The organism is Shewanella sp. MSW (genome assembly GCF_007636515.1).
GTDB lineage: Bacteria > Pseudomonadota > Gammaproteobacteria > Enterobacterales > Shewanellaceae > Shewanella > Shewanella indica.
In genome coordinates, this window is sequence record NZ_LVDR01000019.1 from 26820 (window position 1) to 41391 (window position 14572).

Sequence of the window (14572 nt, forward strand, 5' to 3'; positions counted from 1 at the left end):
TTTATTGCGGCAAACTGAACATGATTTCAACCAACTGACCTTCGCGCTCTACCATCACAGAGACTTCGGTCAGCTCCGGCAACTGGCCCATCACCTCCAGCGCCTGACTCATATCAGTTAAATCATAACCATTGATGGATTTTGCCAGGTCATTGGGCTGGAACCCGGCATCCTTGAATAATCCGGCATCTTTGCCCGGATTGAGTCTGTACCCTTGCACTTCGCCATCCTTTTGAACCGGTGAAATTGCCAGGTAATCGGTAATCTTGCTGGGATCGGCCAGCAACTCATCGCGGGAAGCCACCAACTCGCGGCCAATGTCGGCATCACGGCGGTCAACCTTGGTCACGTCACCACCGCTGCGGGCCTGTTGCAGCTGAGCATTGGCTTGTGACTGAGTAGTATATTGCAGGCCGTCGAGCATCAGGGTTTCGTAACGACCGGCATTGGTAATAATGATACGGTCGGCATACACCTCTTTCAGCGATGCTGAGGTGCCCTTGATCTTATCGCCCAGACTGTAGGTTTCCTGGCTGCCTTGAGACTCGATAATCGCCAGGCCTTTCTGCTCGGCGCTGGACGCCACCACCCCGGTCAACAGAATCGACAGTGACGTTTTGGGCGCATCTGTGATCATTTCAGTTGAGACTTCTTTAGGCTTGGTGCTGCTGGCGTCTTTTTTGCCGAACAGCGCCAAACCATTGATACCGCTGATATCGACATTCTGTGATTGGGGACCAGACACCGGGGTTGGTGTCCAGTTGGCAGTCGGTTTTCCTGTTGGGATCAGTTTCCAGCTAATCTGTGCCGTCAAATACAGAACCAATAGCAACAATAGCCAAAACACGGCGGTGCTGGCGGGTTTTTGCGGTATGCTGCCCGTCTTGGCGATAATCTTATCCAATAAATCCATATTTTCCGGACCCTCTAATCAGGTCTCTGTTCTGATTATAATAGTGAATGAAACCTTCGCCATGCTAACTCACACTCTTGTTTGCAACAAGACCATAACAGGGGGTTGGTTGGCGAAAATTGTACGATTATGCTACCTTTGCGCGCCTGGAAAGGGTGTGAAGCGCTCCACTGTTTAACCCCGTATTGGCGGCTTGGACAAGGGGTTTATCCCCGAGTTGTGAGCTCATCCCCTTTTTCAATTATGACAGGAGTATCCATGGCCAATAGCAATGACAACGCCGAGGCGGTCCGGCTCGATAAATGGCTCTGGGCGGCGCGCTTTTACAAGACCCGCGCCCTGGCCAAAGAGATGATCAACGGCGGTAAAGTACATTACAACGGTCAAAGAGCCAAATCCAGCAAGCTGGCAGAAGTCGGTGCGCGCATTAGGTTACGCCAGGGATATGACGAAAAAGAGATCGTCATAAAAAAAGTTTCCGGTGTCCGTCAGGGAGCGGCTATCGCCCAGAGCCTGTACGAAGAAACGCCGCAGAGCATACAAAAACGGGAAAGCAATGCTGAAGCCAGAAGGCTCAACATATTGCATAATCCGGCGCCCGATACCAAGCCGGATAAGAAACAGCGGCGGCAAATCATTCGCTTCCGCGAGACCTGAATTAACTGTGAGAAACCCAATGAACCAAGATACTCTCCATCGCTATCTGTTTGATAACGCTGATGTAAGGGGTGAACTGGCCCAACTTGGTGACAGCTATCGCCAGATAATTAGCACCCATGATTACCCGGAGCGCCTTAAGGTACTGCTGGGTGAATTGCTGGCGGCGACTTCGCTGCTGACGGCAACACTGAAATTTGAAGGTGATATCAGTGTACAGCTGCAGGGGCAGGGTGGTCCGGTGTCACTGGCGGTGATCAACGGCAATAACCGTCAGGAATTAAGGGGCGTTGCCCGCTGGCAAGGCGAGATTGTCACAGATGCAACACTGGATCAGCTCTTTGGCCAAGGTTATATGGTCATCACCCTGACTCCGACCGAAGGTGAGCGTTATCAAGGGGTAGTGGCCCTGGATAAGCCCAGCATCGCAGAATGTCTTGAGAGCTACTTTGCCCAGTCGGAGCAATTGCCTACAGGTATTTGGTTATTTGCCAATGGTGAACATGCCGCCGGTATGCTGTTGCAGGTATTGCCGAGTGAGCAGAGTGAAAATACCGAGTTTGAACACCTGACTCAGCTGACCGCTACTATTAAAGCTGAAGAATTGTTCAGCCTGCCGGCTACTGAAGTCCTGCACCGTCTTTACCATCAGGAGCAGGTACGGTTGTTCGACCCAGTAAGCGTCAGCTTCAAGTGTACCTGTTCCCGTGAGCGCAGCGCTGCAGCGATCCGCACCCTGGCGAAGGAAGAGATAGACGCTATCATTCAGGAGAAGGGGCTGGTGGAGATGGGCTGTGAATATTGCAACAGTCACTACCGCTTCGATGCCATCGATATCGAAGCCATCTTTGCCAACAGTCAGACACCTAATACTCCCCAATAACGGGGGCAATATTCAGTTGTTTTTAAGAGAGCGAGTGATCGCTCTCTTTTTTTTGTCATTTTTCAGAACGTGCTCACACTTTAGCCGCGGCTTAAGTTACAATCGCGCCAACCCGACAGCAGACCGGGACTATATCAGACCTCATAATAGATGGAGACCTTACTTATGGCGGCAGAAGCAAACCGCATTCAACTCAACCTCAACAGTGCCCAACTGGTCGAGCAGGCAATTCTGCGCGGTGAAGGCAGATTAACAGCTAACGGTGCTCTGGTGGCTCAGACCGGCGAGCGCACCGGCCGTTCCCCCGCCGACCGTTTTATCGTCAAGGAGCCGGGTACCGAGGCTGATATCGAGTGGGGCGTGGTCAACCAGGCGTTTGAACCTCAGAAGTTTGCCGCCCTGTGGGAGCAAGTCGAAGCCTATCTGGCCGACAAACAAGTATTTGTCTCTGAGCTGGAAGTCGGCGCCGATGCCGAACACTACCTGCCTATCAGAGTCACGACCGAATACGCCTGGCACCAATTGTTTGCCCGTAATCTGTTTATCGTACCTGAGCACTATAACCAGAGCCACAAACCCGAGTGGCAGATCATCAACGCCCCAGGCTTTGTCTGCTCACCCGAGCGCGATGGCACTAACTCGGACGGTGCAGTGATCATCAACTTCGCCGAGCGTAAGGTACTGCTGGCCGGTATGCGCTATGCCGGTGAAATGAAAAAATCCATGTTCTCGGTACAAAACTTCCTGCTGCCGGCCAAAGATGTACTGCCTATGCATTGCTCGGCCAACGTCGGCAAAGATGGCGACACAACTCTCTTCTTTGGTCTTTCAGGTACAGGCAAGACTACATTGTCTGCCGATCCCAAGCGTTTTCTGATCGGTGATGATGAACACGGCTGGGCTGAAGGCGGCGTCTTCAATATTGAAGGCGGCTGCTATGCCAAGTGTATCGATCTCAGTCAGAAGAATGAGCCGGTGATCTGGGATGCGATTCGCTTCGGTACTGTGCTGGAAAACGTGGTGCTGGATGCTCAGCGAGTGCCTGACTACAAGGATGCCAGCCTGACCGAGAACACTCGCGCCGCTTACCCACTGGAGCATATTGCCCAGCGTAAGGAAGATAATCGTGGTAACGAGCCTCACGCCGTGGTGTTCCTCACCTGTGATGTTTCCGGCGTCTTGCCTCCGGTAGCCAAACTTAGCAAGGAGCAGGCAGCTTATCACTTCCTCTCGGGGTATACCGCCAAGGTAGGTTCCACCGAAGTGGGCTCAACCGCCGCGATTCAGTCGACTTTCTCCACCTGTTTCGGTGCTCCCTTCTTCCCTCGTCCTGCCGGGGTTTATGCCGAGCTGTTGATGAAGCGTATCCAAGCCTTCGGCAGCCAAGTTTACCTGGTGAACACAGGTTGGACCGGCGGCCCTTATGGCGTCGGCAAACGTTTCGACATTCCTGTCACCCGCGCCATAGTGGATGCCATCGTCAGCGGTGAACTCAAAGAAGTGCCGACCGAACATATCGAGCAGTTGAATCTGGATGTCCCGGTTGCCATTCCCGGCGTCGACAGCGCGCTGCTCAATCCGGTCAACACTTGGGCTGACAAGGAAGAATACGCCAAGTATGCCAAACAGTTGGCTGAATCTTTCCAGAGCAACTTCGCTAAGTATCAGGTCTCCGATGCCATTAAGGCTGCCGGTCCTAAAGCTTGATGACAGCAGTAAATGATAAAAACGGCTCCTGAATGGAGCCGTTTTTATTGGCCAATTCCTGCTCTTGTCATAAAAGGGATTTAGTCTATTCAATGGACTCGCAAAGACTTAGTGCTTTCGGGGGGTTGTGATCACCCCAAAGGCTAAGGAAAATGCACCTTCAAATTTAATTAATCACGGACGATCAAATGGTTAAACCAAAGTATCTCGCAGTACTTCTTAGCGCCACGCTGCTTTCCGCCTGCGGTAATTCCGACTCAGATGACAACCAACCACCTGTGACCAAGGATATCAGTGTTCTGGGACAGGTCAGTTATTTGGGGGCTGTAGCTGGTGCTGATGTTTGCGCCGATCTCAATCGTAACTTGTCTTGTGATGCCGATGAGCCCACAACAACAACCGACAGCGACGGCAAGTATCAGCTCGATTGGCGCAGCGATGAGCCTACTCCCGATTATTATCTGCTGGCCAGCTGGATAGCGCAGACCAGCGACAACCCCCCGGTCAAACAGCAGCACAATAAGCAGAGTGTCACTGCCCGAACCGCTGATGACGGCAGCCTGATGCTCTTTGCCCTGAACCAGCATACGGGCGCCATCAACCTGGTAACCCATTTGGAATTCAGTCGTTTCCAGCAGATGTTGCAGGCGGGCATTAGTGATGCCAAGCGCGATTCCCTGCTTAAGGAACTCAGGCAGTTATATTCTCTGCTGTTCGCCACTGAAGGCAAGACCCCCTACCAGATCCCAGCCGAGGTCACAGCAGCGCCGACCTTTGCCGAGGCCTTCTGGCTACTGCAACATATTCACGCTTTGACAGCAGCTCAGATAGAAAAGCTTCTCGGGGAAGGTAATCATGAGGCAATTCTGGCGGCCGAACAGACCCTGGCTATGACTCTGAATGAGCTGCGACACTTGATTGCTGCCAGTGGTCAGACAGCGGCGACATTCCTGGCAACAGATCCCCAAGAGGTGCGGAGCAAGGTAAACAACGCCATGGTGGTCCTGGGTTATCTGGAGCCTCAGGATGATAAAACCATGAACGACAATGACTGGGTGATAGTGCTCAATGGTTTGATGGAGGATGATGAGCAAGCTCATCTGCTGGATTTGGGGCTGAGTGGCGCACAGGAGTTTTTCTCCCTGCAATATGGTGACCCCTCAAAATTTTTGATCGGTAGTGTCAACCAAGGCAAGGTTTTGGCCCAGGATATTCCTCTGGGAGATGAAGTCGCTTCCGAGTGCTGGAATACCCAAATGGAGCGCTGGATAAATGCCGAACGCAAGGATCAAGGCTATCGCCCAAGCGCGCCGGTTATCGAAGGCAATCAACTGCACACCTTCTATGATGGTACTCAGGTGCCAATCACTATGCAGGTGGACAAGTACCAGACCGGCGATGAAGACTGGCAAAGCTTGTTGGCAGGCACCCCGGCTGTCCTGCAGTTAGCCAAGCTCGAATGGCCTGGGCAGGTTTACCGCATCTGGACAGCGCAGCAAGCCGATGTGATGTGTCGCAATGAAGAGTTTGTTTCCTGGGAGATGCCGGTTGCCAACGCCGAAGCTCTCGACTCCAGGGCCTTGATTACCCTCTTTTGGCCTATAGCAACAGAGGATGAAATTACCCTGGATGGCGAACAGCGTTTTACGCTTAACTTTGGCGATGCCCCTGAAAGCTACGAGTGGCAGCTAATCCAGAGCCCGAGTGGTGCGCCTTTGTTGCAGATCACTGAGCTGCTGGACAATCCTGAGTTGGCCGACAAGGTTTTACCCAGTGAATATTTGATCCAAGGTGGCCAACTCATTGAAGTGGATATCTACCGTGCCTTTGATTTCGATGCCGGCAGGCAGCAGTTACGACTCACCTACGAGCAAAGCTTCAGCGAGCCCTTGTATCAACATCTGAAGCAATTGGCACAGGCTAATTGAATACGGTGTGATGGAAGTGAATGTTTGTTGCTATCGCCTTCAATGAAGGAATCGCGATAAAAAAACGGCCCTTACGGGCCGTTTTGAGTTCTGGGGAGATAGATGAGTTGTTTGGCGGCTTAGTTGGCGGCAGCCTGCTGACCGGCGATACGGCCAAAGACAATGATGTCAGTATAGGCGTTGCCACCCAGGCGGTTGGTACCGTGAGTCAAACCTGTCACTTCACCGGCGGCAAACAGACCTGGGATTACCTTGCCTTGTTCATTCAGCACGTGGGTCTTGGTATCTGTTACCAGACCACCCATGGTGTGGTGTACTGATGGCGTGGCTTTCAGGATCCAATATGGGCCCTTGCTCAAGTCCACCAACCCGGCTCTGTGGTTGAAGGCTTCATCCTTACCGGTTTTCGCATAGTGGTTCACATCTTTGATGGTCTTCTTGAGGTTTTCCAGCGGAATGTTGAATACCTTGGCGGCTTCTTCAATGCTGTCTACTTCATACATCAGACCACGGCTGGTGAAGTCTTTGTATTCACCCTGGTGCATACCAATGGTACCGGCTACATCATCAATGTCCTTGTTCCACAGAACATAGGTGTAACGACCGGGTTGTTCCAGAATCGCATGGGAGATCACGTCGCGACGTTCCAGCTCTTCCACAAAGCGCTCACCGTTTTGGTTGACCAGAATCGCGCCAAAGAAACGGGAGTCGGCGATCAGGGCAATGGCTCCTGTCTCTGGGTTACAGATAGGGTAGGTTTGGATATAGCCCAGGTTACGGGTGTCGGCATGGATCTTCTCACCCATGACAATACCGTCACCTGTACCACCTGAAATACCTGTTGTACCGTAACGCTCATCCAGCTCTGGGTTGTATTGCTTGCGCATAGCCACGTTGGCAGAGAAACCACCGGTAGCGACAACAACACCGCGCTTGGCATGATAAGTGATCTTCTTGCCGTTCTTGGTCGCCTCAACACCGACCACACGGCCATTGTTGTCCATCAGCAGACGGTCGGCGGTAGTGTTGGTGTGAATAGGCAGACCGACTTCTTCGGCTTTCTTGGCAAACTTGCCGATCACTTCGGCGCCCGTGTGGCCTTTGGGGATCAGGGCGCGCTTGACGCTGTGACCACCAAACTGGAACAACTGGTTGGGATAGAACTCAACCTTAACATAGTCACGCAGCCATTCGGCGGCATTGACGGCATTGTCCACCATCACCTTGACCATCTCAGGGTCACCCTTGAAGTCGCCCCCTTTGAGTGTGTCTTGGATAAACAGCTCTTTGGAGTCGGTAATCTCCATGTTTTTCTGTACCCAGCTACCGGCTACGTTCATTTCGGCGCCGGAGATCAGTGAGTTACCACCTATGATGGGCATTTTTTCAATGATAACGGCAGAAGCACCGGCTTCCATGGCCTCCAGACCGGCACTGAAACCGGCGCCGCCTGAACCTATCACGACTACGTCATAGGTGTATTCGGCTGGTGTCAAAGCTTCATTATGCTTGGCCGTGGCACTTGCGGCTACCAGGGTCACCCCGGCAGCTTCAATACTGGCGGCTACGGCTTTCTTGAGAGCATCTGAGGTCACGGTTGCACCGGAAACCCCGTCAACTTCTACAGAGTTGTTATCTATAATGGCTTGCTTTACATCTTTGAATGCGGCGGCGGCCAACACAGGGTTTTCTTTCTGCTTCAGCACGTCGATAGCCACAATACGGCCATCCTGAATGCTGGTTTCAACCTGGATCTCACCATGCTTGCCCTGGGCAGTCCCCTGACTCTTGATGATCTCATGGGTCACCTGACAGCCGGTAATCACCACGGCAGTGGATACGGCCACGCCCAAAACGGATTTGTTCAACTGCATATTCAGTTCCTGTCGATTAAAAAAGGGAGCTTGGCTCCATTGTTAAAACTGGTATCCGAAAGCCAACCCATACTCGATACCGTCGTTGTACTGTGCGCCCCAGCTATCGTACTGAGTCAGGTGCAACTTGCCGTAGAAGGCATCGGTAAAGTGGGTCTGCCACCCTAGAATGATCTGGTGCCCATAGCTGTCGTAACTAAACAGCTTTTGGTGCTCTTCGTCCCTGTCTATCTGCGCTTCGTAGTTGACGGATAAGTTGTGCTTCAATCCGGCAAAACTCAGCGGGTATTTGGCGTTGAGCACCAGGGCGTAACCTGAAATGTCATTGAAGTTCTCATCTGTTGGTGAGAAATGACCAAAGGTATAGTTGAAGCCAACCCCATAGTTCAGTGCCAAATTGCCAAACTTACTGTTGTGCGTAACCCCCAGATAAAGGTTGTCTTCGACCAGAGTCTCACTGGCAGAGATAAAGTTCTGGGCCCAAAAGTTAAAGCCGCTTTCACCCAGTTTGTGCTCTATGATTGCCAATGCCTTTAGAGTGGTTTTACCATCTTCATTCTTCTGGTTTTCTGCGACTTCCCCCGGATTCTCCAGCTTGATATTGGCGAAATAACTGCCCCAATCGGCCAAACCCAAATGATTTAACTTGAGAAAGGGTTGGTTAAAGACGCCAGGGTTATCATCTTCGGTATCACTGGTATAAAATTTATAACCAAGATCCAGGCTGGTTTTGGTCACATCGGCCTGCACATTGGCAGAAAATGCCATAGCCAGTGCCACCCCACTCAACAACCATTTTGAGTTCATAATATTTCCTCAGACAAATAAAATGCCAAGTAATTGAAAACTTTAAACACATGAATTAGACGAGGAAATAATAATTAATTGTTGCCAATAACTGCTGTGATCTTGGTCGATTACAATCCTTAAAAAAATAAACTCTGTGGTTTAAGGAAGTAGGTGATAAGAGAACATAAATTAAGTGAAAATTCCGTCAAATAAATAAAAAAGAGACAGCGAAAGCCATCTCTTTTTAAAATGGTAATAAAATATAAGCCTAACTCACATTTTCCTTTAATCTGTAATTTCTATCTCGGCAATAAACATTTGTGGAGTTCTATATTCCTTGAACTGCCAGCCCAGTTGTTTCGCCAGCCGTTTGACCAACATTAGTCCCAGACCAAAGCCTCCCAGACTATCCTGTAAGGTCGAGTTACTGACCCTGATATGTTTACCTCTCTGCTCCACTTTGACCTCACCTGTGCCATGTTCGAGTGCGTTGCGTAGCAGATTATTGAGCATGATGGACAGAGGCTCTTTCAGCACCTGAAGTTGGGTATCGTCACAGTCCAACTGAATCATGCCCTGCTTGCCCTGAGCATGTTCCTGCTCGGCGGCCAACTGTTGCAGCAATTCAGCCGGCATCAAAGGTTGTTTCTCCAGCTGAGTGCTGCTCTTGTTGGTGAGCCAAAGCAGAGTTTCTATGATGGATTTCATCTGCGCTGTCGCTTGGCTGGCGGCCAGTACTGGCCCGGTCAACTTGCCCTTTTGCAAGGTGAGCAGCTCAAAGGATGACTGGCAGATAGCCACAGGCGTGCGCAGTTCGTGGCTGGCAAAGCGCAGGAAGTTGAGCTCCCTCTGCTGCGCTTTTTGTAATTGCTGCAACGAAGTATTGAGCGCATCCACTATCGATTGCAGCTCGGCATAGCCTTGTTTGGGAAAACTGAAGCCATTCATGCTTTGCCAGTCGTGTTGCTTGATCGCCTGACTGATTTTGTGCACCGGAGTGATTACCTGTTTTTGCATGTGAAACGCCAGGCTGGCCACCACCCCGAAGGTCATCACTATCAGCAATAAAATGGCGGTCATGTTCTTGGGTGCAAAGACAAGATCATGGGTGGCATCATAATGTAGCCATAGATACAGCGGCTGGCCTGAAGCCGTGTAGTGGACACTTAAGGCATCGATATAGGGGCCATCGAGATGCTGGTAGCGGATGCCGGTTTCTGCAGTGGGAGGCTGAAAGTCATTGATGGCTTTTATCTTATCCGGTACCCGCTGCCAGTCGGCAAATACACTGATGTTGTCGGTATCCAGCTCGGTACTGCCTTGGGTAAATACCGCCTCGGCTGCCTGGCCTGCGTTATGCAAGGTGATTTCATGCATGGAAAACATGCCGGTGCACATCATGCAAAGGGGGATGATGCTATTGATGGCCAGAGTGACCGCCAGAAAAATAAGCCCATAAATTTGATAGCTGCGCTTGAGACTGAACTTGGGCATCATCTTCAGTCACTCCTCAGGCAGAGTCCTACCCCGCGAATAGTGTGGATTAACTGGCTGTCGAACGGCTTATCCACTACCCGTCGCAACAGATGCAAATGGCTGCGCAAGCTGTCGCTGTCCGGGGGACAATCGGGCCAGAGCATACGTTCTATCTCTTCCCGCTCCACGGTTTCCGGGCTGCGGCGAGCCAGCAAAGCCAGTATCTGCCAGCCGGTGCGGCTTAGAGATAACTGCTGCCCTTGGCGATAAGCCTCGTGTTTACCAAAGTCCATTTCCAACTCACCCAATTGTAGTTTTGGCGGTGCTGGACGGCGCTGAGCCACTACCTTGATGCGGGCGACCAGCTCCTCCATGGCGAAGGGCTTAATAAGATAATCGTCGGCGCCGGCATCAAAGCCGCTCAATCTGTCATCCAGACCACTGCGGGCGGTGAGCATGATCACCGGCGTGGTCATACACTGGGCCTTCCAGCCCTGGCATGCTCGCACACCGTCCCCGTCAGGCAAGTTGAGATCCAGCACCACCACATCAAAATGCTGCTGTCTCAGCAGTTCATTGGCTTGAGCCAAGGTTTCGGCATAGTCACATTCAATACCCTTTATCGCCAGGTATTGAATGATATTGTTTGCCAACAGACGATTATCTTCGACCAGCAGTATTAACATGTCAGATCAACTCAAATTGATGGGCCAGATGGATTAGATTTGCCCTGTTGCTGGCACCCAGTTTTTTACGCATTGACTCCATATGGTATTCAACCCCACGGACACTAATGTGCAGTCGATCAGAGATCTCATGATTTTGCAGTCCGGTTGCCGCCATTCGCAGCACTTTTCTGGCGTTGGCCTTGAAGATCCGGCTTTGCAGAAACGGATTGAATCTCTGCCTGTCATGTTCAAACAATAGACTCTGAGCCAAGATCAGGGTCTGTTGCAAACGCTCAGGTTGCGGATCCGGATGACCTGAACCCAACAGCATAAAACGGCCAAACCAAGTCGGGTTGGCATAGCTGGGCACGGGGAAGCTCAGAACAGTGTCATAACCATGTTTGGCGAACAGGACTTTTACCGGGTCATCCTCTTGCCAGCGGTAACACCAGGCTTTGTTTGCGCATAAAGACTCGGCGAAATTATTGTCGCTGCGGGCATAGTGTTCCAGATAGTACTGTTGCAGGGTTGCTATCCGACAGGAGGACGCCAGTGACGCGATTGGCCTTCGTAGCCACACGGGGGCGAATAGGCCTTGATTTCCCGGGTGCTCCAAATACTCCCTGGCGTTGCTTGGCAGCCCTTGAAACCAAAACCCCTGGAATCCTTGCGCGGCAATCAAAGGACCGACGGTTTGCAGCACTTGCCTTAAACTGCTCTCTGCTTCTGTGAGTGCAGTCTTGTTCAATACTGTACTCATGCGATTACTCCTCAAGAACAAGAATCAAAGCCAAAATAACCCAGGCTATGAAGTGAACAAAGATAGTTGAAACAGATATATAGGCTAGGCTACAAAAATGTAACTCTATGTAAAGTCGTCGGTTATTTTGACGTTATTTTGACATCGATTGTTCTATGATGCCAAAACAAGCAGCAAGTTGGATATAGCGTACGCTTGACTTTAAAGCGACAGCTATGGCGCTCAAGAGCGCTAAACATCTTCCCGTATCGGTTACACGGTCGAGCAACAGTCCGCATCAGTTCTCCACCACCAAGCTGGCTCATTATGTCAGAGTCCAAGGCATCTGACTCAGTGCCCGAAAACCCATTGAGCAAAGGCTATTCCCGGTTCTCTCAACATAGAGCCCCGGAGGTCAATCCTATCGGGGCTTGGTTTTCTTGGAACTTCATCAGGAATTGCGTTGAGGCCTCGACATCCGGGGTAAACAACCTGTTTGCGCAGCGCCTTTAATAGTTGCTCATTCTGGGGTGACAACTGCCTGTGATTCACTTTCTTCTGCAGATCCAGCGCCTGGGCCACCTGCATCAGCTCAAAGCCATAGATACGTGCCACGCCATCCACTACCTTGCTGAGATTCTTACCGGCCTGGAAGCCGACGCAGAGCACACATGGGACTTGTTCGCACTTTCCCTTATTAATGTGAATGCCAAAAGCACCATTGATAATTAAAACGGCCGTCACATTAAAATACTACTTTACCTATATAAGCTATTTGTCCAGCCGTTAATGATCACTGGTATAGATATAAAATTCTTTTTTAATTTTCTTAGTTAAGAAATTACAACACAGAAAATAACTTAAGAAGCGAGATTAGATATTTATTCAGACTGGACTGCAAATATGTAAATTACTGCCCTTGAATGCCATTTTTTGACATTACTTTGACGAAACAAAATTTAGGGAGGGGCAGTTTGCTTTCATTGCTATAACCACAAAATAAAGAGAGAGTCACTCCGGGTGACTTGCAGGGTTGAGTAAATTGGTTAAAGATAGAGCGCTTCAACAATAACAATATTCTGTATCCCGGAGCCTTTCATGCGCATGCTGTCCCTGCTCTGGCTCGCTGTCGCGACGTTCCCCGGCGCCGCACTTGCCGAACCAGCCACCCAAGCCAACACCTATATCAATGATGCCATTTTGCCGCCGCTCAAATCCTGGAGTGGTGCCAGCGAGGCCTTAATGCGTGCAGCCGACGACGGCTGGGCCACGCCTTTTGAGCAATCCGGCGGTATTGAAAGCCCAAGCTATCAGCAGACCTTTGCCTGGCTGGATAGGCTGATGACCCAAAGCAATAAGCTCAACAAGGTGAGCCTGGGCAAGAGCCCCCAGGGCCGTGATATCTGGATGATAGTGGCCAGCGCCGAAGGTGCCGCCACCCCGGCACAGCTGAGACGCAACCATAAGCCCAATATTCTGGTGCAAGCCGGGATCCACTCGGGTGAAATTGACGGCAAGGATGCCGGCATGATGTTATTGCGGGATATCATAGTCGGCGACAAGGCCGAGCTGTTGGAACAGGTCAACCTGCTGTTTGTACCTATTTTCAGTGTCGATGCGCACGAGCGCTCCAGCCAAAGCAACCGGGTTAATCAACGCGGCCCACTGAGCATGGGCTGGCGAACCACCAGCCAAAACATCAACCTCAATCGTGACTACGCCAAGGCCGACAGCATAGAGATGCAACACATGCTGACCGCCATCAACGACTGGCAGCCACAGCTGTATATCGATGTGCATGTCACCGACGGTATCGATTACCAATATGATGTGACCTTTGGTTACAACCTGTCTCAGGGGCTGAGCCCCGCCGGCTACAACTGGCTGCAACAGGAGTATCGCCCGGCGATAGAACAGGCGCTGACCCAGGCAGGTCATATCCCGGGACCTCTGGTCTTCGCCTTGGACAATACTGACTTGATCAAGGGCATGTCACTGTGGAATGCTTCGGCCCGTTATTCCAACGGCTATGGCGATGCCAGACACCTACCGACCATATTGATTGAAAACCACAGCCTCAAGCCGTTTCGGCAACGGGTGCTGGGCACTTATGTGATGCTGGAGCAAACCCTCAAGACGGTGGGGGCCAAAGCGACCAAGCTGCGTGCGGCGATAGAGAAAGACAAGTACCGCTACCCACGGCTGGTGACCCTGACCTGGAAGTCACAAAAGCAGCAGCAGGGCTGGGATTTCAAAGGCATAGACTACCAATTGGAACAGAGCCCCATTTCGGGCAAACAAGTGGTGCGTTGGACCGGCGAGTCCAAGCTGTATCCCAACCTGCCGGTAATAGGTAATACAGAGGCGGATATCCGGGTCAGCCGCCCGGCCGCTTACTATATTCCGCCCCAGTGGCAAGAGGCGATTGCCAAGCTATCGCTGCACGGCATTCGCATGACTCGCCTGGAACAACCTCAAACACTGAAGTTGCAACAATATCGCCTCAGCGACCCCCAGTTTGCCGCCAGTGACTATGAAGGCCGCCAGAGAGTCAGTGCCAAGGCCAAACTGGAAAAGGTTGAGCTCACCTTGCCTGTCGGCACGGTCAAGATAAGCACTGAGCAGCCGCTCGGCGATCTGGCGATGATATTGCTGGAGCCGCAATCGCCCGACTCACTGCTGCAGTGGGGCCTGTTCAACACCATATTCACCCGCACCGAGTATATTGAGGACTATGCGGTTGAACCTCTGGCACAACAGATGCTGGCCAATTCCAAAGCGCTCCAGGCCGAATTTGACCAGGCGCTCAAAGACCCGGCCTTTGCCGCCGATGCCAAGGCCAGGCTGCGTTGGTTCTACGAGCGCAGCCCTTACTATGACAAGGCTTACCTGGCGTATCCCGTCTATCGCGCCAGATAGGCCCTGACAATAAGCAATC

The 14572-nt window shown here is 51.5% G+C and carries 12 protein-coding genes; 5 read left to right on the forward strand and 7 right to left on the reverse strand.

The window, feature by feature from the left end:
• Position 1 precedes the first annotated feature (1 nt).
• Positions 2–913: a type II secretion system protein GspC gene (gspC, locus tag AYI96_RS17220; RefSeq protein WP_039035165.1), complete on the reverse strand. Its 912-nt coding sequence runs from the start codon at positions 911–913 to the stop codon at positions 2–4.
• A 258-nt stretch (positions 914–1171) separates the two neighbouring features.
• Between gspC and hslR the strand changes: the two genes are divergently transcribed.
• From hslR to AYI96_RS17240, 4 genes are all read left to right on the forward strand, one after another.
• Entirely contained in the window at positions 1172–1570 is a 399-nt protein-coding gene (gene hslR / locus AYI96_RS17225) for a ribosome-associated heat shock protein Hsp15 (protein WP_039035164.1), read from the forward strand.
• Positions 1571–1589: 19 nt separating this feature from the next.
• Complete coding sequence (hslO, locus tag AYI96_RS17230; protein WP_144362051.1) at positions 1590–2453, forward strand: Hsp33 family molecular chaperone HslO; 864 nt, start codon at positions 1590–1592, stop codon at positions 2451–2453.
• Between the two features lie 165 nt (positions 2454–2618).
• Positions 2619–4160, forward strand: a complete 1542-nt coding sequence (locus AYI96_RS17235; RefSeq protein ID WP_039035162.1) for a phosphoenolpyruvate carboxykinase — start codon at positions 2619–2621, stop codon at positions 4158–4160.
• Between the two features lie 188 nt (positions 4161–4348).
• On the forward strand, positions 4349–6088 hold the full coding sequence (locus tag AYI96_RS17240; RefSeq protein WP_039035161.1) for a hypothetical protein: 1740 nt from the start codon (positions 4349–4351) through the stop codon (positions 6086–6088).
• A 119-nt stretch (positions 6089–6207) separates the two neighbouring features.
• Here the strand turns inward: AYI96_RS17240 and urdA are convergent, their stop codons facing one another.
• The 6 genes from urdA to AYI96_RS17270 all read right to left on the reverse strand — a co-directional run bounded on the left by urdA (position 6208) and on the right by AYI96_RS17270 (position 12378).
• Positions 6208–7962 carry a urocanate reductase gene (gene urdA, locus AYI96_RS17245; protein WP_039035160.1) on the reverse strand — a complete coding sequence of 585 codons (1755 nt, stop codon included), beginning with the start codon at positions 7960–7962 and terminating at the stop codon, positions 6208–6210.
• Positions 7963–8004: 42 nt separating this feature from the next.
• Positions 8005–8769, reverse strand: coding sequence for an outer membrane protein OmpK (locus AYI96_RS17250; RefSeq protein WP_039035159.1), 765 nt, complete (start codon positions 8767–8769; stop codon positions 8005–8007).
• Positions 8770–9036: 267 nt separating this feature from the next.
• A complete protein-coding gene (locus AYI96_RS17255) occupies positions 9037–10248 on the reverse strand; it encodes a sensor histidine kinase (RefSeq protein WP_039035158.1) in 1212 nt (403 codons plus the stop codon).
• A 2-nt stretch (positions 10249–10250) separates the two neighbouring features.
• The gene (locus AYI96_RS17260; RefSeq protein ID WP_144362052.1) at positions 10251–10913 is read right to left on the reverse strand and encodes a response regulator transcription factor; all 663 of its coding nucleotides are present in this window, start codon (positions 10911–10913) and stop codon (positions 10251–10253) included.
• Between the two features lies 1 nt (position 10914).
• Positions 10915–11655 carry a helix-turn-helix transcriptional regulator gene (locus AYI96_RS17265; RefSeq protein WP_039035156.1) on the reverse strand — a complete coding sequence of 247 codons (741 nt, stop codon included), beginning with the start codon at positions 11653–11655 and terminating at the stop codon, positions 10915–10917.
• A 330-nt stretch (positions 11656–11985) separates the two neighbouring features.
• Positions 11986–12378 carry a hypothetical protein gene (locus tag AYI96_RS17270; protein WP_144362053.1) on the reverse strand — a complete coding sequence of 131 codons (393 nt, stop codon included), beginning with the start codon at positions 12376–12378 and terminating at the stop codon, positions 11986–11988.
• Between the two features lie 360 nt (positions 12379–12738).
• On the opposite strand from AYI96_RS17270, the gene AYI96_RS17275 reads away from it, so the two are divergent.
• Complete coding sequence (locus tag AYI96_RS17275) at positions 12739–14553, forward strand: M14 family metallopeptidase (protein ID WP_409928949.1); 1815 nt, start codon at positions 12739–12741, stop codon at positions 14551–14553.
• The last annotated feature ends 19 nt before the right edge of the window (positions 14554–14572 follow it).

Coding starts and splice junctions, on each gene's coding strand:
- AYI96_RS17265 (WP_039035156.1), bottom strand. CDS start 11,655: ATGAGTACAGTATTGAACAAGACTGCACTCACAGAAGCAGAGAGCAGT.
- AYI96_RS17235 (WP_039035162.1), top strand. CDS start 2,619: ATGGCGGCAGAAGCAAACCGCATTCAACTCAACCTCAACAGTGCCCAA.
- gspC (WP_039035165.1), bottom strand. CDS start 913: ATGGATTTATTGGATAAGATTATCGCCAAGACGGGCAGCATACCGCAA.
- AYI96_RS17250 (WP_039035159.1), bottom strand. CDS start 8,769: ATGAACTCAAAATGGTTGTTGAGTGGGGTGGCACTGGCTATGGCATTT.
- AYI96_RS17255 (WP_039035158.1), bottom strand. CDS start 10,248: ATGATGCCCAAGTTCAGTCTCAAGCGCAGCTATCAAATTTATGGGCTT.
- AYI96_RS17275 (WP_409928949.1), top strand. CDS start 12,739: ATGCTGTCCCTGCTCTGGCTCGCTGTCGCGACGTTCCCCGGCGCCGCA.
- hslR (WP_039035164.1), top strand. CDS start 1,172: ATGGCCAATAGCAATGACAACGCCGAGGCGGTCCGGCTCGATAAATGG.
- hslO (WP_144362051.1), top strand. CDS start 1,590: ATGAACCAAGATACTCTCCATCGCTATCTGTTTGATAACGCTGATGTA.
- urdA (WP_039035160.1), bottom strand. CDS start 7,962: ATGCAGTTGAACAAATCCGTTTTGGGCGTGGCCGTATCCACTGCCGTG.
- AYI96_RS17260 (WP_144362052.1), bottom strand. CDS start 10,913: ATGTTAATACTGCTGGTCGAAGATAATCGTCTGTTGGCAAACAATATC.
- AYI96_RS17240 (WP_039035161.1), top strand. CDS start 4,349: ATGGTTAAACCAAAGTATCTCGCAGTACTTCTTAGCGCCACGCTGCTT.